Origin of the sequence: Paenibacillus sp. FSL R7-0652 (assembly GCF_038595045.1) — a bacterium.
Taxonomy (GTDB): Bacteria; Bacillota; Bacilli; order Paenibacillales; family Paenibacillaceae; genus Paenibacillus.
The window spans coordinates 3857033-3881338 of the sequence record NZ_CP152001.1; the positions used below are offsets into that span (position 1 = coordinate 3857033).

Sequence of the window (24306 nt, forward strand, 5' to 3'; positions counted from 1 at the left end):
AAGTTTCAATCAGTGAACAGCATTTGCGAATTCACATTTACCATTATATCTTCAAAATTCCAAAAAATCCACATTTATGTCACCGTCATAGAATCAATATAGTGAGATGTGAAAAACAATTCAAATCGAACGCGTAAGCGGACGGCATACTCTTGTTCATCTGAAGAATTATTCGATCCAACGCCCTTTCAATCGTCCCGATTCAATCTGTCTCCAAATTCATCGGCGAGAAAAGTCGATTCGTGGTAAATTGAATGTACAAAGAAACCGTCTCCTTTTAAATGGTGGGGTCGCACTTCCATTTTACCAAGGAACGGTTTCTTTTTGTTGTACAAACATAGAGAACGGGACTGTTACAAGCCTTATTATAACTATGGGACAGCCCTAAACTGCTTGCTGCATTTTTTTACAAAAACTCATCATACGAGGTGTAACCTGCTGTGCTAGATCGAAATATCCAGACTTCCACCCAAGTTAGGGTGAGGAGCCGGCACGGATTTTAACATCTCCGCCATCTGTTGGCCCTGCTGCTGCGCCATATCTTTGGTCATCGACATCACCTGTATACTCGCCGCCTGTGCCACCGAAGCCTGACTCATCGCCATTGACAATGCTGCAATATCCATGGGAACCCCTCCTTTCCTAATTTTCGCTTATAGGCTTACTTATTATATATCGGTCCGAAGGAAGCAATTGTTAAAGCCCAGTCAGCCCGAACAGATGCGTAATTCATTAGAACCAGAGCTGTTTGGGCTGATCGATGCTTTAATAACTTTTCGAAGTAATCAAGTCAAGGTCGCTAATGAGAACTTCCGGGTTCGTTACCACCTGCTGAACCATAGAAATAAAGTGTTTCTGAATCTGTTCTACTGTCGTGAGATCGTATACCTTGGCGTTGTACATTAATATCATTTTCATTTGCTCATGAGGTTTAACAATTAACGTAAAATCGAAACTATTATGCTCGGTTCCTCCAACATTCGTAATTTCAAGCGGCACTTCACCTTTTTGGCCCAGCTCCTCCATCCGATCCTGTACCGGAAAATTTTGATATACAACAACATGGTTAATTAAAGCAGGCTGCTCGGTAAGATTTTGAATATCATGTAACGAGTACGTATCATATGCATGTGATTCCACAGCTTGTGCCTGTGTCCTTTGCAGCAGCGTTATAAAGGAGTCTTCATCCTTTGCGCGGATACGGACGGGAATTGCGTTAATAAATAGTCCGATCATACTCTCAATTCCAGGAATGGCAGCTGGTCTGCCCGATACAACACTGCCAAATACAACATCTTTACTTTCATTATACTGCTGCAGCAGTATACCCCACGCGGTCTGCACAAACGTATGCAGGGTCACCTGCTGCTGCTCCGCAAGTTGTTTCATATGCTGAACCAGTTCCTCATCCAGATGGCAGTTTAACGTTCTGGAATCCTGCCTTTCATGTCGAGACTTTGTTTTCCCCCCCGGTAATCCCGTTTGACCCTCATATCCTTCCAGATAACGACTCCAGTAAGCTATCGCTCCCTCATTATCCTGCCGCTCCAACCATTCAATGAAATTACTATATGGTGTTAACAGGGTCATTTCAGGTTTTCGATGTTCCCGAATTGCAAAATAATTTTCAAAAATCTCTTTACTTATAAGTGACATGCACCAGCCATCCATCAAAATATGATGAAAACCCCAGATGACCTGATATTTCTCAGGAGCTGTTTGTATAACAGCCATCCGTATAAGTGAATCATTTTGCAAGTCAAAACCTCTGGCCTGATCCTGCTCGATATATTGATCAATAACCGCTTTGCACTGCAGTTCACTCTTGCCTGTTACATCCTCAAATTTAAATTCGAATGTCTTCTCCTGATACACAATTTGAAGAGGCACATCCAGCAAACCGGAATAAAAATTCGTTCTTAATATCGCATGCCGCTGCATTAAGCGATCCAGGCTCTGTGCAAAAGAGGCCGTGTGCAGATCGCCGCGCATCTCAAACAAAATTTGTACAAAGTACGCACCGGAAAGGGGATTCCGTTCACTTTCGAACAGCATCTCCTTCTGCAGAGGAGTCAGCGGATATACATTCTCGATAAGACCGATGCTCCGGGTATATTCCACCATTTGATCCCATTGGTCTATTGTTAATCTTTTCAGTGAAAGATCACTCGGGGTAAGTTCAGGTTGTTCTTTACTTATGCAGTGCTCCATTACTTTACGAAGATTATCCTTATAATAACCGGCCAGCTGCTCCATCGTTTCCGGTTGATACTGTTTCTGACTGTAACTGATGGACAGCGACATTCTCCCCTCTATAACGATAGCATTGAGATTAAGCACAAACGGTCTCTTGTTGTTCGCACTGACGGACGGGCCGCTGGAATATGCTGAAAATCCAATACCGTCCTGCTTCGAATTCTGATTTACCTGCCCCATATAATTAAAACTGATTTCGGGATTGACTTTAAATTTCTCTGCTGCATCTCCCTGTGACAAGTACCTCAAAATTCCGTATCCCATCCCTTTATTGGGGATCTGACGCAGTCCTTCCTTGACGACCTTGATTCGTCTTGATATATCTGCCTCGGATTCCACCCGAAGGATCACCGGGTACATGCTCGTAAACCATCCCACTGTACGCGTAATATCCAGCTCTGGTAGGATATCTTCTCTGCCGTGCCCCTCCAGGTTTACAAGAATTTTATCCATCCCTGTCCAATCATGAACAGCCATCCCCAGAGCCGTCAGCAGTATATCATTAATTTCCGTATGGTACGCATGATGAGTCTGTTTTAACAACTGCTCCGTTTCCTCCGCTGTCCAATAGATCGTAATCGTTTCGCTGTCTTTCCCAATCGTGTCATTACAATTCATATCTTTAGGCAGCGGATTGACTTCAACCTGATCCAGAGCACGCCAGTAGGAATACTCCTGCTTCATCATCGGCTGGTCGGAGAAGGCAGACAGCTCTTCCGCCCATTGTTTATAAGATGTCGTTTTTTGTGGAAGCTGAATTTCCTCTCCCCTAACGAACTGTTCATACCCCATTTGAATATCTTCATATAAAATACGCCAGGATACTCCGTCAATCACCAGATGATGAATGGCTATGAGCAGATGATCACCTTCAGCACATTGAAATAGGCCAAGTCTGATCAATGGACCGTAAGAGAGATCCAAGCTGCTCTGGATTTCTTTTGCTTTATTTTCAACCAAAGGTGCCGGATCCGCTTCATTCTTCAGGTCAAAGATATCCAGACTATATAATCCGTCTTCTTCTATCCCTCGGTTCCAACCCTCATACCCACCTTCGGGAATCTGCCGATAGAAGATACGAAGTGCATCATGCTGCCTCATGATTTTGTTCATGATGCTGTGGACGAAGCCAGTATCGAACCCATCTTTACGGAAAAACATCATTTCCTGGTTGTAGTGATGTGCATCTGTCATGTTTTGGTCAAAGAACCAGTGCTGAATAGGGGTAAGCATAACTTCCCCTGTAACTTCCCCTTGATCATAAGAAGAGTTCACAGATGTAACATGTTCACTTAATTCCGCCACAGTCGGATAGGCGAAAAAGTGCTTCATTTCCACTTTATATCCTGATTGAAGCAGTCTTGATGCCACTTGAATACACTTGATTGAATCTCCGCCCAGTTCAAAGAAATGATCTGATCTGCTGATTCTCTGAGTTCCGAGCACAGCTTCCCAAGCAGTAATGATCGCTTGTTCCACCGGGTTTTGCGGTGCCGCATATTCGGCAGTCTGATCTATGCGTTCCTGTGGTGAAGGCAGTGCCTTCCGGTCAACCTTGCCGTTAGAAGTTAACGGAATGTGCTCTAATTGAACAAAATATGACGGGATCATGTAGTCAGGGATTTCATGAGCTAATGCTGCTCTGATTTCCTTGGCCGTCAATTCGCTGCTGCCTTTCCAATAAGCGCATAATTGCTTCGATCCGTCCTCATTGTCATGGGCGATGACGACCGCTTCCTGGATCGTTTCTATGTTCAGCACAGCCGTTTCCACTTCACCCAGTTCAATTCGATAACCTCTAATTTTCACCTGATGATCGATCCGTCCCAAGTATTCAATATTTCCATCCGGCAGCCATCTGGCGGCATCTCCGGTTCGGTACATCCTGCCTTGAGTAATCCATGGATGCTCTACGAATTTCGCTGAAGTCAACTCGGGTCGGTTCAAATAGCCTCTGGCCAGCCCTTCTCCTGCGACATATAACTCTCCTTGAACTCCAATCGGCTGCAGCTGCTGACGTGTGTTCAAAATAAAGGTTTGCAGCGTCGGGATCGGTTGACCAATGTTGCTCTTTCCCGCTTCTATCTCCATTTCAGTGATTTCCTTGTACGTTACATGAACGGTAGTTTCCGTTATACCATACATATTAATTAACTGAATGAGTGGATATTTCTCTCTCCAGTTTTTTAACAAAGCCGGATTAAGAGCTTCCCCGCCGAAAATCACTTTTCTTAAATTCAGACTTCCTCCGCGGCCTCCCAATTCCTCCTGCAGAAGATGGTAGAAATACGTTGGTGTTTGATTCAAAATAGTGACCTGCTCGTCTCTTAACAATTGTAAAAAATGCTGTGGACTTCTGGCGGTCATTTGGGGTACTATAACGAGCTTTCCACCATAGAGCAGGGCACCGTACATTTCCCATACCGAGAAATCAAAGCAAAAGGAATGGAACAGCGTCCAAGTATCCGAGGATTTAAAATCAAACCTGTTTTGGCTGTTGAACAGCAATCGAACTACGTTTTTATGTTCAATGCATGTGCCTTTGGGCTTACCCGTCGTTCCTGAAGTATAGATCACGTAGGCGAGTCCTGTCGGGCTGACACTCCATCCCAGGTTGGCATCCTCTTCATGATATGCGGTCAGATCATCGAGACAGATGACTTCTCCTGCAAAAGAAATCCGTTCCTGCAGATGGCTCTGCAGCAGCAGTACACGTATACCTGAATCCGCAAGCATGTAATTCACACGATCCGCTGGGTATTCAGGATCAATCGGTACATATGCACCCCCCGCTTTCAAAATCGCAAGAATTCCCACCACCATATCCAAGGAACGTTCAGCGATAATACCAATTAACTGATCCTGTTGAATTCCTTTGGCATGCAGTGTTCTTGCCAATTGATTGGCTTTTCTGTTCAGTGTCTGATAGGTCAGCTGCTCACCTTCGAATACAACCGCGACGTGTTCAGGAGTTCGTTCCACCTGGTCCTCAAACAGTGCATGGATTGTTTTATCCATTGGATATGCGGCCTTGGTATCATTGAAAGACTCTAAGATCTGGGCTTTTTCCTGTGCTGTCATCAGGTCTATATCGTCGATCGGAATATTCGGGTTGTTCACCACCTGCTCCAGCAGTTGAATCAAGTGACCTTGAATCCGTTCTATACCTGCCCGATCATAGACACTGCCATTGTAATAAAACATACATTTCAGCAATTGGCCTGGTTTGATAATCAGGTTGAAATCGTAATTGGTTTGTTCATCTGCTTCTACGTTCGTAATTTGAAGAGCTGTCTGCTCCTGATCCCCAAACCGTTCGGTAATGCCTTGTACAGGATAATTCTCAAATATGAGAATGTGATCGATTAAATTTTGTTTTTGTGTGGTTTCCGCTTGAATCTCATACAACGGAAACGTTTCATGTGGGTGTGAAGCGACAGCCTGCTCCTGATTTCGTTTCAACATCGCTGCAAATGTTTCGTTTCCCTGCGCCTGAATCCGCACAGGGATGGTATTAATAAACAGGCCAATTATGCGTTCAACTCCAGGGATCTCCGCAGGTCTGCCTGATACTACACTTCCGAATACGACATCTTGACTGCTGTTGTATTTCTGGAGCATCAGTCCCCAAGCCGTCTGCATTAACGTATTCAGCGTTACCTGATTCTGACTTGCGACATGTGTAATACGCCGTGTTAATTCCTGACTCAGTGTGCAAATGAGATTTTCTGAATGATATGCACTGCTCTTTGAAACCGTATGCTTTTTCGGCAAAGCCGTTTGTTCCTCATAACCCTGCAGGTAGTCACTCCAGTATTTCAGAGATGCTTCATGATCCTGTTTATCCAGCCATTCGATATAGTGCCTGTAAGGTGCAGCTGCCTGCTCCTCCCGTCTTCGTTGTTCCAGAATCGCAAAATAACCATCGAACAGCTCCTGGATCACAAGAGATAGACACCAGCCATCCATTAGAATATGATGGTAATTCCAGATGAAACGATAGGTTTGATCATGCATCTGCAGGATCGAAATCCGCATCAACACATCTTGAGCCAGATCAAAACCTTTTCTTTTATCTTCCCTCGTATAAGCTGCCGCGTATGCTTCGCGATCTTTTTCCTTCATCTCACGCAAATCTTCGTATAAAATCCCGTTTGATTTATGACGGTAAACGACCTGCAGGGGACCGTTTTTCCATCGGCTGTGAAAGTTCGTTCTCAGAATCGAATGACGCTCTATCAATTCATCCAAACTTCTCTCAAATGCTGTCACGTCTAATAAACCATGAAGATTCAGCGTCGTTTGAAGCACGTAAGCTTCAGAACTGGAATGAAGCATATTATGGAAAAACATCCCGTTCTGCATCGGAGACAGCGCATATATGTCTTCGATTTCACCGATAGATTCAGATTCGCGAACCAGACCTTCCAACTCTTCCATGGTCATTCCTTTTAACGACAGATCACTTGGAGTTAGTTCCGGTTTCTCTTTTGTGACGCAGTGCATCATTATTTCCTGCAAATGATTTTTAAAGTACGCTGCCACCAGCTCCATCGTTTCTTTTCGATATTGTGTATGGCTGTACTTTAAGGATAACGACAGTTTTCCTTCCACAATTAAAGCATTGATGTCAATAAGAACATTTCTTCTGTGATTCTCACTTGCATCAGTCCCAGACGAATAAGGAGACATGTGCATTCCGCTATGCTGCAGATCCTGGTCAAATTGTCCCAAATAGTTAAAACTAATTTCAGGATTCAGGGTCAGTGGAGATTCTTTGGCATAAGTGCTCAAATATCTTAATATCCCATACCCAATCCCTTTATTAGGGATGCTGCGGAGGTTTTCTTTGGTTGTCTTGATAAGCTGAGATACATTAGATAGGCCTCTCATATCAAGCACAACCGGGTATTGGCTCGTAAACCATCCCACTGTTCGTGTAATATCCAGGTCCGGAATGATAGACTCTCTGCCATGTCCCTCCAGATTCACAAGAACCTGATCCATACCCGTCCATTGATATATCGACATGCCTAGTGCGCTGAGCAGGAGATCGTTCATCTCGGTGTTATATGCACGATTGGCATGTTTCAACAGCTGCTCCGTTTCCGCTGTCGTCCATTCTATGGTAAGCTGCTCGCTGTCCTTTTCCAAAGCATCTTTCGTTCTGAAATCGGTCGGCAGTGGCTTAAAAGATGTTTGTTCGACTTCACTCCAGTAGTCCAGTTCTTGTTTCATGACCTCGCTGTCCGCGTACAACTGCAGCTGTTCCGACCATAACTGAACCGAAGTTGTTTTGGGCGGCAGCTGCATCGGTTTTTCACGACTTACTTGTTCATAGCTCTTCGATATATCTTCAATCAGAACTCTCCATGAAACCCCATCGATAAGCAGATGATGGATTACAATGAATAGATGATCACCGTCAGCACACTGAAACACACACAGCTTTATTAAAGGGCCATGTTCCAATCCGAGCATACGCTGAAGTTCATTTGCTTTCGCTGTGATTTGCAGAGATGGATCTGCTGCCGACCTGTAATCCATCACATCAAGTGTATATAACGTTTTTTGCTGTTCCAGTCCTTGATTCCACGCCTCATACCCTTGTTCCGTTTGACGATACACCATGCGAAGTGCATCATGATGCTCAATCAATTTATCGAATACACGGCCAAGCAGCGCCTCCTCAAAACCTTCCTGCCGATACAGCATAATGGACTGATTATAATGATAACGATCCACCTTGTACTGTTCGAAAAACCAATGCTGGATAGGAGTCAACAGCACTTGGCCTGTGGTTGTTCCCTGCTCTGACATCGAGCTTACAGGTTGAACATATGGGATCAAGCTTGCAATGGTCGGGTTCTTAAACAGATGATCCATCTGCACCTGATAACCAGCTTGGTACAGCCTCGAAGAGACCTGTATGGATTTGATTGAATCTCCGCCCAGTTCGAAAAAATTATCCAGAAGCCCGATATGCTGCACGCCCAGCACAGTTTCCCAGATGGATGCCAGCTGTTTTTCCAGAACGGTCCGCGGCGCTTCATACTGCATTCCCTTTAACATATAATCTTTGGGAGAAGGCAGTGCATTACGATCCACCTTTCCATTGGACGTAAGCGGCATCTGATCCAGTTGTACAAAATAGGACGGAATCATATAGTTTGGCAGCTGCAGGGACAGGTCGTCCCGCAGCTCTGTAATGGTCATCGCGCCCGCTCCCACGAGATACGCACATAACTGCTTCGCGCCCGCTTCATCCTCTATAGCCAGCACGATCGCCTCTTGAATCCTGCTTATATTTAGAAGAGCTGCCTCTACTTCACCAAGTTCAATCCGGTAACCACGGATTTTCTCTTGATGGTCCATTCTTCCGATATATTCGATATTTCCATCGGGCAGCCATCTTGCATAGTCCCCCGTCCTGTACATCTTGGCTCCTGGCACAAAAGGATCATTAACGAACTTCTCCGCCGTCAGGTCAGGACGGTTCAGGTATCCTCTGGCAAGTCCTGCTCCCGCCACACATAATTCTCCCTGAACTCCTACAGGCTGCAGGTCATGGTGTTCACCTAAAATGTAGACTCTATTGTTTGCAATCGGCTTCCCAATAGAAATATACTGCTCCGGGGAATTAATCAAAAGAATGGTGGATACGACACTATTTTCAGTCGGTCCATACTCGTTGCACACCTCGATCCGAGGATTGATGCGGTTCAATCGTTGGATTAACGAAGGCACAATCCTCTCTCCCGCAGCCACTACATTTTTCATCGAAGCCCATTCCTCTGCTTTCGCTTGTTCCAGGAGGGTCATCAAGAAACTCGGCGGGCTTTGAATGTGCGTAATTGCCTGTTTTTTGATGATCGAATTAATGGCCACTGCATCTTTGCATTCCTGCCCGTTTAATAAGTACACGGTTGACCCCGAGATGATCGGACCAAAAAAATGAGTGATGAACGAATCAAATACGAAGGGATTCAGCATTAATACCCGATCATTCCCGCTAAAATGATAAAAATCCGATTTCCACTGCAATGAATTTACAATGCTGGCGTGTTCGATCATGACCCCTTTGGGATTGCCTGTCGTCCCTGACGTATAGATTACATATGCCAGATCATCTGCACGGGCCGTCTGCTCCAAATTCATATCATCGTTATTACCATGAGCTTCAGCATCCAGCGTGACACATAACCCTGCATATTGTTCAGGTTTCTGCAGATGATTTTGATACAGCAGCCAAGCCGCTTCTGAATCCTCAAGGATGAACTGAATACGATATGCCGGAGATTCCGGATCGATGGGAACGTAAGCTCCTCCGGCTTTCAGAATACCGAATAATCCTACAATCATCTCCAGCGAGCGCTCTGCCATAATGCCAACGAACTGCCCTGTCTGCAGCCCTTTCGCTTGAAGGGTCCGGGCCAATCGGTTGGATTGCTGATTTAATTCCCTGTACGTTAGGGATTTGTTTTCAAATACCACTGCAGGATAATCCGGTGTTTGCTCCACCTGTTCTTCAAATAGTTGATGCATCGTCTTGCTGCGCGAATATCTCATACTTGTATCGTTAAAATTAAATAACAGCTTGTTCCGTTGAGATGCCGATAACATATCGACTTGACGCAGCTCCAGATCGGGCTGGTTCAACATAATAGCGAATAACTGATCCAGATGCTCTGCAGCCTGCAGCATGTAATCTCGGTCATAACGATCTGCATCATATACTAATTTCAAACGAACAACATCGTTCTCCAGTTCAAACTGAAACATGGTCGCTGCTCTTACGTTATTCTCATCGGGAATCGTCCGAGCTTCCCCATATGAAACTAACGTATGGATCATAGGCACATGGTTGGAGTCATATTGGATATTTAAACGTTCAACCATTTTTCGGAAAGGAATGCGTTGGTGCTGAACAGCTTCACTAAAACTGATCTTCATTTGATTCAATACCGATTTGAAAGACATCGCCGAATCGATATTATTTTTTAAGAGAAGAACCTTATTCGAGGGGGATAAATCCCCCTCACGCTCTTCCACTGCTCTCATGCCCATAATGATGGTGCTTTCATTCGTGTATTTGTATAACAGACATTGAACTCCAGCCAACAATAGGGTGTACACAGCCTTGGGGATATTTCTGGAAATCGACATGATTTGATTAGAAACGTCAACGGACATCTTCTTATCAATAAAATTTGCATGTTGTGGATCATCTGTATGTTTGGAATCTATCCGGCAATACGGCAGATGAACAAGAACATCTTCTTCTTCAAATCGGCCTGCCCAATACAATTCTTGTTTCTTAAATATAGACATACGGCACCCCGATCACTATTTATAATTTAGGCTCATTCAGAAAAAATCCATCTCCATCAGCTCGGTCAGCGAATGATCATCCATGTCTTCTTCATTTAATTTAATGTGTTTGATTTCCTTATGAGGTTCAAGGCATATCGTTGTCAGAATCAGCAGCAAATTTTGTGACATGGCTTCAATCGCTGTTTTCTCAAACAGAACTGTGCTGTATTCAAAAACGGCTTCCAATCGATGATCTGACTGGGTGACATACAGCGTTAAATCGAACTTGGACACATAATTATTGGGAGCGTAAGGCTGACAGGTGATACCATCCATTTGCAGTTCTGACGAGCCTGTATTCTGCAGTACAAACATCGTGTCGAACAACGGATTTCGCCGTGCATCCTTGGTCAGATCAATTTTTTTGATCAATTCCTCGAATGGATAATCCTGATTTTCATAAGCGTTCAGCATATTTTCTTTGACTTCCAGCAGATATGCTGCAAAAGTTTTATCGCCCGCAGGCTGATTGCGAACAGCCAGTGTATTTACGAACATGCCCATCACCGGCTCCAGCTCCGCATGTGTTCTTCCCGCAATCGGCATACCCACGATGATATCTTCTTGTCCACTATATTTAGATAACAGAATGGTATAAGCCGCGAGCAGAATCATGTATAATGTTGTTCCTGTCTGAACCTCTAATTCTCTCAACCCTGCAGCGATGTCATCTTTCACCACAATGTCCAAACGATCTCCCTCATAACGAAGCGTGTCAGGTCTTTCATAATCTGTTGGCAGTTCCAGCAGCGGAATCTCCTCATTGAAAACCTCGAGCCAATACTGCTCCTGCTTTTTCATCCAATCGCTTTGAAGCTCGCTCTGCTGCCACTCCGCATAATCCTTATATTGGATTCGAAGAGGAGATAACTCTTCTCCGCAATATAACTTGCTGAGTTCGGTCATTAGAATCTGCACAGATAATCCATCAGCAATAATATGATGCAGATCAACCAGCAGTACATGGCAGTCCTGTTGAAGTTCAATCAGTCCAGCTCTCATAAGCGGTGCTTGTCCGAGATCAAATATGCGAATAAACTGCTGCACTTGATCTTCCAGGTCGTGTTCCGCTGCCTGGATAGACTCAATAACAAATTTCACCTCAGGATATATGATTTGTTTGGGCTCTCCATGGATAACTTTGAAAGCTGTCCGAAGAGATTCATGACGATCTACTAACTGCTGGAAAGCTTCTTCTAATCTTGTCCGATCGAGCTTTCCTTCCATTCTGAACATGCCTGACATGTTGTATATGAGTTCCTCACCGGATTTAATGCTCATAATGTACATCCTCATCTGTGCAGAAGAAATAGGATAATATTCTTTTTCTGCTGCTTGAGGAATGGACCGGTTAGCCTGCTGCTCCATCTGATCTATGGACTGGGCCATTTGCTGCATCGTCTGCCATTCAAAGACGTTTCTGACCGAGATACGAATACTCAGGTTTTGATGAATTTTGTAAGCCAGCTTTGTTGCGCGTAAGGAATTGCCACCTATATCAAAGAAACTGTCTTTTATACTGATTTTATCTACACCAAGTACATCCTTCCAAATGGGCAGTAGCGCTTTTTCTGTGCTTGTTCGGGCTTCAATATAGTCACTTCCCGTCAGCATATTTTCCAGCGGAGGCGGAAGTAAACGGCGATTAACCTTCCCGTTAGATGTCAGAGGCATCTTTTGCAGCTGTATAAAGTAAGCTGGAACCATATAATTGGGCAGCATGGTGGAGAGAGTCTGTTTCAACGCTGCAGCGGTTTGTTCGAAATCCGCAGTGAAGTAAGCACATAGAGATTTGTCCCCGTCTGTATCCTCATGCGCCGTAACGATCGCTTCTTTCACACCGGGTACATGTAACAATGCTGCTTCCACTTCGCCCACTTCAATCCGGTAACCGCGGATCTTAATTTGATGATCGATTCGTCCCAGATACTCCATAATGCCGTCCGGCAGCCATCTGACCATATCTCCAGTTTTATACATGGTCGCACCTTGTACAAAAGGATCACGTACGAATCTCTCTGCCGTCAGCTCGGGCAGGTTCAAATACCCTCTGCCTACGCCGTCGCCGGAAACACATAGTTCTCCTGCAACACCTATTGGCTGAACTTGTTCATGTTTGTTCAATACATACAAGCGGTTGTTTCCTAATGCTCGGCCAATCGGCAGATGATCTCGTCTATTTTCTGTCTGAAGCTCCTCCGGACCGATACGGTAAGCCGCAGCATCGACACAACATTCGGTCGGACCATACACGTTTATAATCGTTGGTGGCGTTACATAGTTAAGCGTGAACAACGTATTTAATTCAGCTGCACTTTGCTGAGAAAGAGCCTCTCCGCCAATGAGCATATATTTTAACGAGATTCCCTGCACGTCTTTTGCCCTGCTGAGCAATTTCAAGTGCGCAGGTGTACCATCGGTCAGATCAATTCGATACCGCTTGTAATAATTTATTAGTTCTTGCCCATCTCCTACCACTTCCCTGTCCGCGACAAACAAGGCATGTCCAGACAGCAGCGCGCCAAAAATCTGCTTCACCGATGCATCGAAATAATAAGGTGCCAGCACAGCAATGTGCAGCCCCCTATTCGGCTCATCAATGACTTGGCTGTACAGCGAAGTAACCAGATGAACAACTTGAGCGTGTTCGATCATCACACCTTTCGGCATACCCGTTGTACCTGAGGTATAGATTACGTAAGCTAAGCTTCTGAAATCGCCTGTCGCCTTCAAGTTGGAGAGCTCAGATGCATACGTTTTTTCATCGTTTAAATCGATTATTTTGCCATCAAAAGACACCCTTTGTATGAGGTGCTTCTGCACAACTAACAACTTTGCTCCTGAGTCACGCAGCATATGCTGCACACGGTCTTCGGGAGATTCCGGATCAATCGGTACATACGCCCCGCCTGCTTTTAAAATGCCAAAGATGCCAACGATCATGTCCATGGAGCGAACTGTCATGATACCTACGAGTTGGTCCGCACCCACACCTTCAGCTCGTAGCGTATGCGCCAGTTGATTCGCCCGTTCATTCAATTCACGATACGTTAATCGCTGATCACCATAACTAACGGCCAATTGGTCAGGTGTCCGTTCCGCCTGTGCCTCAAATCTTTCCTGAATGGTATATTCTCGAGAATAGTCCATGGCATTGTCGTTAAATTCATGTAAAAGGACGTACTGCTCTTGTTCAGACAGCATTTGAATATCGGACAATAACGTATCCGGTTTGATCACGATGTCTCTGAGGATATGAAGCAGATGTGTCTTCATGCGTTCAATGGTGCTTCGTTCAAACAGATCTGTCTTGTAATTCAAATGCATCTCCAGGTCCTCATTATCATCTTCGACAACGAACATCAGATCATACAAGGATACGCCGACGTTAATCTCTCTCACCTTGAAATGACAGTCCTTTTCCTGTCTTTGGTTCAATGCTGTATTTTGAAAAAGATACATGGTATTAAATAGTGCCGTTCCCGTCGTCTCACGATGCGTGTTTAATTTCTCGACTAGATGGTCAAAAAGATAGTCTTGGTTAGCGAGTGCATCCAGGGATTGATTTTTAATCTCTTCAAGATAGCTTCGAAATGACTTATTCGCGGCAGGCTGTGATCGAACTGCCACCGTTTGAATAAAGACGCCGATCATATGCTCGACATCCGGATGATTTCTTCCGGATGTTGGCGTTCCTACAATAATATCCTCTTGGGCCGTATATCGATGAAGCAGCACATTATACGCTGCCAACAACACCATAAACAGCGTGGTGCCCGTCTGTTTGGCGAGTCGCTCCAAAGACTCTTTCAAATGCGGTTCCAGAACAAATGACAGCCTTGACCCCGCTGAAGTCAAGTGAGGTGTTCGAACAAAATCGGTAGGCAGATTCAAATAAGGGATCTCCCCGCTGAATTGATCCAGCCAGTATTTCTCCTGCTCTTTGTAGGAGTCACCTGCCATGTAGTCTTTCTGCCAGGCGGTAAAGTCCTTGTATTCAACCTTGATCTCCGGCATGCTTGTTCCTTCATATATATCGATAAGTTCATTAGCAAGAATACTAACGGAATACCCATCCGATATAATATGATGCATCTCAATTAGAATCTCAGCATGTTCCGCATCTGCACGAATGAATTCGGCACGTATTAATGGAGCTTGTGAGCAGTCAAATGGTCTCGTAAACGACTGAACCTGCTGGTCCAATGAATCTTGACTCAGTTCTGATCGTTTCACTTGAAACTCAATTGAAGGTGCAATGGTTTGATAGAGCTCTCCATCAATCAAATGAAAACTTGTACGAAAAGCTTCGTGACGCTGCACAATTTGCTCCAATGCACCAATCAATCCGGCTTCATCGATATGTCCTCTGACCGTGAGGTGACCGCACATATTCTGAAACACACTGTTCGGTTCAAATTGATCCAGAAAATAGATTCGTTGTTGTGCGGGAGAAGTCTCGTAAAACGCTTTGATGTCAACCGGTTTAATCGGAACGAGTATACTATCATTCTCCCCTGTAATCAGACTGGCAAGCTCCTTCAGTCGTTTATTCTTGAATAATTGAACGATCGAAATCTGCTGCTGAAACTGCTGATGGACTTTGGAGAGCATCAAGGTGGCCTGAAGCGAATTTCCTCCGAGATCAAAAAAGTGATCATTCCTGCCCACTTGATTCACGGACAATACGTCCTCCCAAATCTGCGCCAGCTTTTGTTCAATACTGTTAGCCGGATACACAAACTCGGCAGTACGCCTAACGCCAGCAGCATGCTCAGTTTTAAACTGACTGTACATATCATGCAGCTGCACCTGCTGCTGATCTGAAAATAATGATAAAGATGAGATTTCCGACTCCGGATGGCTCACCATGCCTAGAAGCAGGCTTTTGAATCCTTCGCACCACAACTTCATCATCTCATGTCCAACCAGTTCGGTATTGTAATCAAAATCAAGATACAATTCACGATCCACATCCGTAATATTGAGAAATAAATCATAAGAAATATGTTTGATCGGATACGAAATAAACTGCGTCTCCATATTCTCGAATTGGAGATGATGAATCGTTCTGTCCATATTAAATAAAATGCGGGTCTCCGGTGCCTTCGTAGGTGCAAGCTGCTCGGTTACCATCGTTAATGGAACGCGCTGATGCTTCATGACAAGAGCCAGCGTCTCCTTAAGCTGAACCATATGCTCTGAAACAGACCGCTCCGCGAGTACGGCATAATGAACAGGGAGTATATTGACACAGTTACCCATCAGTTCGTTTTTCCCCATATGGGACTGCCCTGCTGCTGGTACCCCAATAACAAGCTGGGATTGACCGGTAAGTTGATGCAAATATAAATGGAATGCTGCAAACATCGTGACAAACAAACTGTTTTTCTTCGTTATACTTAGAGTTCGCAAGGATGTGGTTAATTGATGGTCCAGCTTGATCGAGTAACGTTCACCTGAGTATCCCTTTTGCATGCCCTCGGAATTTTCCGTTGGCAGCATGATGCGTGGATAAGACAAGGAGAACCGATCTTTCCAGAACTGAATTCCTTCGGCAAACGCTCCCTTTGCATGTTCAAGCCGCTGCCAGGTCAAATATTCCCGGAATGGAGCGGCTTCAGCCAATCGAATCGGGACCTCCCGAACAAGAGCAGCATATATCTGCTCCAATTCCTGAATGAACAGAGCGATCGACCAGCCATCTGCAATAATGTGATGAAAAGTCAGCACCATAACATATTGATCCGCTGCCTGTTTAAGCAAAGTTATTCTAAACAGAGGTTCATCGGATTGCAGGTTGAACGCTTCACTCGCATTGCTCGATAACCAACGTGATATCTCCTGTTCCTGCTTCTCTCCGGCATACATGGTGAAATCAAGCCATGTGCACTGAAATTCCATGAGTGCTCGGATTTCCTGTGTTTCACGGTCTGCATGAACGATCGTTCGCAGCGCTTCATGACGCTGTACGATCTGATTCACAGCCTGTTCCAGAGCGGACGGGTTCATATGGCCTTTCATTTTTAAAATAACATGCTGATTTAATGCAGCATTTGCATCTTCACCGTGCAGTGTAGTTAATAATAATTGTTTCTGCTCCAAAGACAGGGGAACTTCCATAACAGGCGAAGTACCGGGAATAAAGCCCAACTGCTGCAGATCATAGACCGTCTCTTTCACAATCTTGATGATTGTATTCATGTCGTCCTTGGAATGCACCGTAGAAATAAAACAATTGCGACCTTCCCAAATATATAAACCTTTATGGATCAAATGGTAGAAAAACAGCTCCATGTCACCAAAGGAAATAAATCTGAATAGTGATCCGAAGTTCACCATCTGAATAGGTACATTGAAGGTATTAAAAAATTCATTTAATTCGTTTACAAGATCCTCTGTTCTCTCATTTAATTCTTTATATAAAGTCCCTGCTTCGGCTTGAAGGTGCTGCAGTACCGCTAAAGTTACTCGCATCGTTAGCGGATGGGTGCAGAACGTCCCACCAACAAACGTTTTTTTATCCGCATCTGAAGGGTATGACTGATCACCAAAGTTCCAGGTTCCTCCATCTACGGCACTCATGAATGCAGCTTTGCCCGCGACGATGCCAATAGGCAGCCCTCCGCCAACCACTTTTCCATAGGTGACCAAATCAGCCTGAACGCCAAACCATTCCTGTGCTCCGCCTAACCCGATTCTAAATCCGGTGATGACTTCATCAAAAATAAGCGCAGTGCCCGATTGTGCTGTAATCTCTCGAAGCTCATGCAGGAACTGGGTTGGCTGCAGATCAGGTCTCCGACTCTGAACGGGCTCAACGAGAACCGCAGCCAATTCATCACCCATCTGACGAATCAGTTCAAGGGACTGCGGATGGTTATAATTCAGAATGATCAAATCATCGATAGCGCTTTTGACAATACCAGGAGCCATGGGCAGTGCAGAAGACAGGGTCTGGGCGGGATTCGCCACACCTAATACGCCGTCGTGTGTACCATGATAGGATCCGGAAAATAATACAACTTTGGAACGCCCCGTTACTGCTCTCGCCAAACGCAGCGCAACCATGACGGCTTCTGTTCCTGAATTATAAAATGTGACACGTTCTACACCCGTCAACTCCGAAATTTTGGCTGCAGCATCTCCTGCCAAGTCTGACATTGGGCCTAACGGGGGCATCTGTCCCTGAATGCTTTCGGCCATTATATTTCGGATAAACGTTGGATTATGGCCAAATAGATTTACACCAAATCCCATCGTCAGATCCAAATATTCATTCCCATCGATATCCCATAGTTTAGATCCATCAGCACGTGCTGCGATAATAGGATACACCATTTCCTTCCAATATGAACGGAATCCAGCAGCATTGCGATTGTTGGCGTGCACATAACGAGTGCGATCTGTTTGTAACTTGGAGCCGATCGTTTTAGCAGTATATTTCGCTATAAATTGTTCAATATACTGGTTCTGCAGCTCCGAGAATGTACTTTCTTCCTGAATTTTTATTGATTGATACGGTATAAATGGCTTGATTTCTTTGGAATCGGAATTCGATGTGACTTTTTCCATTGCATTGTCTTCCCTTTTTAGCGGTACTTCTATGCGTTGTTTAACTTCGTGGGGTTCGTTCTGTGCATGATGCTGTATTGGCAAAGAAGTTACTCGAGCAGCCGTCTGCTCGCCGAGCAGCAAATTCAGGCTTTTTAATTGGGATTCCATCAGTTGAATCGCTGACAAAACAACTTGCTCTGAATTCGCTGCAGATTGGACCTGATTAGTGTGAGGGACCGATGCAGTAAATCGCTGCTCAGAATGTTCCTGCTCTGGTACATCATCTAAGTGTGCGGAACTATCCATTACTTTCGTATTTTCTGCCACATATTGCACTAAAGAATTGATATTCGTGAGGGTTTCAAAAAACATTTCCATTGGAATGTCCAGGCCAAATCCGTCTGATATTTCTTTCTGGATCTGCACAAGAATGATAGAGTCCAGCCCCATCTGCAAAAAGTGTGCATGATCATCTAACTCTGCCAGCTTCAGACCGGATGCACGACTGATGCTTGTCTTAATTTTCAACTGCACATCATCTATATTTTTCTCCATAGGAAGCACGTCCCTTTCTTCCCTATGTGTCACAGGTATCGGCTGCTTGACTTCAATCCAACACCTTTTCTGTTCAAATGGATATAAAGGTAAAGGAATTTTGGAGATAACTTCACCATCATAAAACCTCTCCCAATCAATCACTGCGCCTCGTGTAAACAGTTCCCCGAATGAACGTAAGGATTCTGCCTTTGGCAGTGCATAGAGATGCTCAAAAACGAGTGTTCTGTCTTTTGGGGTACAGCCAAAGTAAACATCTGTAAGCTTATTTTCACCGCGTGTAATGTGTTCCAATTTCTCATACAATTCCTGCGTACTCGTTATTACGATCGCGAGCCGGTAATCAAGACTGGCTCTTCCCCTACTTGCCGTATAACAGATCTGTTGAATGCGAACATCACGGTTCTCCCTGGTGTACCGAAGATACATTCTGACCAGGTCATTCAATGCCCGATCATTCGCAGCAGATAACACAAACAGATGGGGCTCTTGCTCCGAAGCTTCGGGTACGGTTTTGGATGAAACGTATTCTTCTAGAACCACATGTGCGTTAGTGCCGCTGAAGCCAAAAGAACTGACCCCGCCTCGCAAAGGCCGTTCCTCTTCACCCAAGTCCATCAATTCCTGATTCACATAAAAAGGAGAGGATTCAAATTTCAATGCAGGATTGGGGCTGTCAAAGTGAACCAAGGGCGGAATCGTTCTATGCTGTAACATGAGAACAGATTTAATTAAACCGGTGATCCCCGCCGCTTCAAAACTATGCCCCATGTTGGCCTTGGCTGACCCGATCGCACAGAACTGTTTTCGATCCGTATATTTTTCAAACGCCTTACGTAAAGCATTAAATTCAACGGGATCACCTAATTTGGTTCCTGTCCCATGTGCTTCTATAAAGTGGAGTGTGTCCGGAGTAATGCCGGCTTGCTGCCATGCGTGTTCAATGACACTCGTTTGTGACTCGGGATTAGGTGCTGTGATTCCCACCGTTTTGCCATCCTGGTTAATCGCACTTCCTTTAATCACGCCATAGATATGGTCCTTGTCCTTCACAGCCTGCTGCAGGGGCTTCAGCATAACTGCCCCAACACCTTCCGCAAATCCGGTGCCGTTCGCATCCTCGCTAAACGTTCTTGTCAATGCATCTGGAGACTCCATATCGAGTCCGATACTGATTGGTAATAATGCGGTTCGAATACCTCCTGCAATAGCCATTTCACAATCTCCTGCAAGCAAACCTCTACATGCCATGTGAACGGCAGCAAGTGAAGAGGAACAAGCTGTATCTATCGTTATGGCCGGGCCTTTCAAATTTAAGAAGTATGCAATTCTGCTCGCCAGCACAGATGGTAGATTTCCAATAATATAATGTTTGATCTCTGATGGATAATTTGCAGTGATAAGGCGTTCATAATCATAGCCAACTTTGGAATATCCCACATACACTCCTACTTGGCTGCCGCTTGTCTCCTCGCCTGCATACCCCGCGTCTTCAAGCGTATGCCACGCAGTTTGCAGGAACATTCGTTGATTCGGGTCCATAAATTGGGCGGATCTCGGGGTTAAACCAAAGAATGAATAATCAAATTGATCGATCTGATCTAAATAACCACCTTTGATCCACTCCATTTCGTTCATTTCGTTGTGAATAGAATGGATATAATCGACTGCGTCTTTGATCCGAGGTTCAGGATAATCCCTTATGAAATGTCTGCCCCCTGCCAATACACGCCAAAACTCATCTGCATTTGAGGCTCCGGGAAGATTCATCGACATGCCAATAATGGCTATGTCATTAGAGGATGGCTGAGATTCCTTTGCGAGATTAGCTCTTTTATGTTCACTGCGTCGGTCACCAGCCAAATATCCTGCCAAATCCGTTATCGAGGGATAGGTAAAGAGGTCTGTTACGGCCAGTTCTTCTCCGTATTTTTCTTCGATTCGTTCAGCAATCTGCGCCAGCTGCAGTGAAGTGGCACCCATATCGAAATAACTGTCCTCAAGTTCAATTTTTTTCCCGACCATCACTTCAGCAAACAAAGACAGTAATTCACGTTCCAGCACTTGAACGGAAACGGATGCCTTTTGTCTATTCCTGTCATTGACAAGTGCTGCTTCGATATTCGCAGACTCGGATGCAAACTTTCCTGCTTCATACTGCTTCGCTAACTGATAACGCTGGATTTTCCCACTTGTTGTTTTAGGTAACTTTTTAATGGGCAGTACTTCCTTGACACTCCATCCTCCGTAAATATAGAGATGTTTTTTTATATCTCTGACTAACGGCAGAAAGTGTTCGACCTTTTTTTTATATACGACAAATACAATAATTTCTTCACTCTGACTATTCGAATCAAATACACCACAAGCGGCAACTCTACCGAGTTCAATCTCATGCAGTTGAGTGGCTGCACGTTCGATGTCATGGGGATATATATTTTTACCGTTAATGAAAATGATGTCTTTCTCTCGTCCTGTCACCACAAGATTACCGTTCATCATAAACCCCAGATCCCCTGTATTCACCCATCCATCGCGAGTGAATAACTTCTCGGTTGCTGATGGATTATTGTAGTACCCTTGAGTGACATTATCCCCCTGGATTTGTATCTTGCCGATCATACGATCCGGAACAGGGTTCATTTCCTCATCACATATTCGAATACGGCAGTAGTCAACAGCCTGACCAACGACAGCAAACGAAGCCACATGCGCTGCATCCTTCTCCACTTCGATGACATGCTCACCAAAATTCAGATGGCCGCGGTGAACATAGACCGCTTCGAACTCTTTATCTGTTTCAGGAAAGGAGACGGCTACTGACGCTTCTGCCAATCCGTATACGGTAAACATAGCTGTTTTCTTCAACTGATAGGCTGATAAAACATTCAGGAACTCGTCGCATACTTCCGGTAATATGGGTTCGGCCCCGTTATAGATGATTCTGACACAGGATAGATTCCATCCCTGGGCCTTGTCTTCGCGAAAGAAATTCAAAAAATATTTATAACCAAAATTAGGAGAGGAGAGGATAGTGGCTTGATGCTGATTGACTTTCTTCATCCATAGAATTGGTTTTCGAATGAATAATTCCGTTGGCATCAGATACTGATTGATACCTGCCACAAGTGGAACGAGGTGGAATCCGATCAAGCCCATATCATGGGTGAGGGGCATCCAGGAGAGGAAACTATCGTTTGCACTAATCTTTGCGCAGTTGATTGCACCACATGCGTTGTATATCAAATTGCGGTGTGTGAGCATAACTCCTTTGGGATCACCGGTTGATCCGGACGAAAATTGAATAAATGCCAGGTCTTCTGACCTGGGCTCACTATATTTAACAGTCTCATACTCGTATACCCTGTCATGTATGATTTCCGCTCTCTTCTGCAGGTGACGATAAAAATCCGTCAGTTCATGTTCCAGAGCGAATTTTTTCATTTTCTCCAGTACCTTTTCAGATGCAATCATAAAGGGGTCGTTCAACAATTCCCAGATACGGTATACCTTCATATTTTGATCTTCATCTTCACCAATACTTACAGGTACAGGGATCATTCCACCCAATAAACAAGCCCAAAATGCGACTAAAAAACATTTATTTTCTTGAATCTGAAAAATAATTTCCTGCCCGGGTTTTATGCCGACGCTTTGCAAATAACCCAAATAACCTTTAGCTTCGTCCAATAGTTGACGGTAGGAAACCAGGGTTTCCATTTTATCAGAATCAATAAAACGAATTCCCCGATCTGTCATTTTGCTTCTGTCACGAATGACGTCTACGAGTGTTTGAAATTGACTGGTATACATATCTCTCCTCCAAATGAATCATCTCTATGAGACTTATCTAATTAGTTACACATATTTCTTGCAAAATTTTACCATAGAAATATATGTTATTTCAAGAAATTTATTGTTACTATATGGTAAAAAATAGTTTTTTTAACGAGTGGATTTTACATACTCATGACAAAACATATCCATTTTTGCTCCCTTATAGATCGAAAAAAAATAGACACCTCCAGTGAAGGAGATGCCTATTCTGCCTGCTCTAATCCAATTGTATGGTTCTCTTTATTCCATTGCTTCAATTAACCCGTGCTTCACAAAACTATGATACAATCCGTCTTCTTCTACGGAGTACGTGATGTCATCAGCGATCTCTTTCAGCCCTGGCTTGGCATTGCCCATAGCAATACCTACAGCACAGAATTCCAGCATCTCGGCATCATTCATCCCGTCGCCGATCGCGATTGTATCTTCACGTGACATCCCCAGATGTTCGAGCAGGTCAGCAATGGCAATCGCTTTGTGAATTCCCGGGATCATCAGCTCCCCGCTGCCTTCTCCAAAAACAGGTACGGTGCACTGAATCACTTCGAACTTGCCTTCAAATTCCTGTTTGATTCGTTCAAACGGAACAATCGGGCTTTCCAGGAAACATACCTTGTTGACGTCTTCCTTATACAGATCCGATTCACCATACGTGAGCCCGGCAATAAACGGGTGAGGTTTGGTCTCTTTTTTCTCCCGGGCAGCCGGATCGTTATCCACATCACCATAAATGCGGCGTTCCAGATGAGCTTGAAGACGGGTGCTTGCATACAGTGCCGAATTGGATTCAAGATAAAAGTCAATGCCGTGTTCATTAAAGAAATCGACCATATGTCGAACATCTTCGGCAGTTACTTTTTTATGATATAACACGTCAGAGCCATACTCTACGTATCCCCCGCCCGCACCAATCAAACCGTCGAAGCCAATCTCCCAGATCGAATCATAGATTTCAGCCTTGGAGCGGCCCGTGCACAAATAAAGCAGATGTCCGTTCTTGCGCGCTTGTTTACATGCCTGCTGCGCTGACAATGGAATGCTGCCGTCATCATCTACCAATGTGCCGTCTATATCAATAAATACAATTTTGGGTTTGATACTGTCCATCTCGTTATACCCCCGTATGCATCTCTACGATGATCTTATGATATTGTTGAATATTCTTTTTGATCTACTCTCTGTTAACAACTGCCCGCTTCACCATATCACGAGTGTATTCTCGTATCTTTCACAAAGACCGCAGTACACAGTACTATGGATTTCGAGGTGTTCGCTGATCAATTAATTTTTCTAAAAATGCAGCAAATGAATCCGCATACACTTCAGGTTCCCCATTAAAGTAATCCAGACGCATCACCTTAAATTCTCCAAGTTCATCCGTTGTTCGTGTATCAAAATAATAATATTCATCCTCGTCCGGGATAAACAGTTCCAGCTTTCCTTCCTGCTTTGCCTGCTCATCTGCAAGTCTGTAGATATATAGAATGTCCGTATCCGTGTACTCTCTGTGCTCTGATGAAGTAATGGTTAGAATCCCTGTCCCGCTTAACATCGCTTGCCCATAATTTAGAAGCCACCATCGGTAGGAAGGCGGTAATGAAAAACCCAGCTCCTGCTCGACTTCAACAATCCAGCTCTCCTGCACCTGATGATTTGGAAACCACTTTACAGCCTTGGTATGTTTCAATTTTTCAATCAGACTCGTGTACATCCCTACATCTCTCCGAT

Annotated in this window: 5 protein-coding genes; all 5 read right to left on the bottom strand. The window is 44.4% G+C overall.

What is annotated here, in order from left to right; genetic code table 11:
- Positions 1 to 443: 443 nt before the first annotated feature.
- A complete protein-coding gene (locus MKY97_RS17070) occupies positions 444 to 626 on the bottom strand; it encodes a YjfB family protein (protein ID WP_342551526.1) in 183 nt (60 codons plus the stop codon).
- A gap of 139 nt (positions 627 to 765) precedes the next feature.
- Positions 766 to 10587, bottom strand: a complete 9822-nt coding sequence (locus MKY97_RS17075; RefSeq protein ID WP_342551527.1) for an amino acid adenylation domain-containing protein — start codon at positions 10585 to 10587, stop codon at positions 766 to 768.
- Between the two features lie 36 nt (positions 10588 to 10623).
- Positions 10624 to 22554 (bottom strand): amino acid adenylation domain-containing protein, encoded by an 11931-nt coding sequence (locus MKY97_RS17080; RefSeq protein WP_342551528.1) that lies wholly within the window; start codon positions 22552 to 22554, stop codon positions 10624 to 10626.
- Between the two features lie 264 nt (positions 22555 to 22818).
- Positions 22819 to 23685 carry a Cof-type HAD-IIB family hydrolase gene (locus MKY97_RS17085; protein ID WP_342551529.1) on the bottom strand — a complete coding sequence of 289 codons (867 nt, stop codon included), beginning with the start codon at positions 23683 to 23685 and terminating at the stop codon, positions 22819 to 22821.
- Positions 23686 to 23830: 145 nt separating this feature from the next.
- Positions 23831 to 24289 (bottom strand): SMI1/KNR4 family protein, encoded by a 459-nt coding sequence (locus MKY97_RS17090; RefSeq protein WP_342551530.1) that lies wholly within the window; start codon positions 24287 to 24289, stop codon positions 23831 to 23833.
- Positions 24290 to 24306 lie beyond the last annotated feature (17 nt).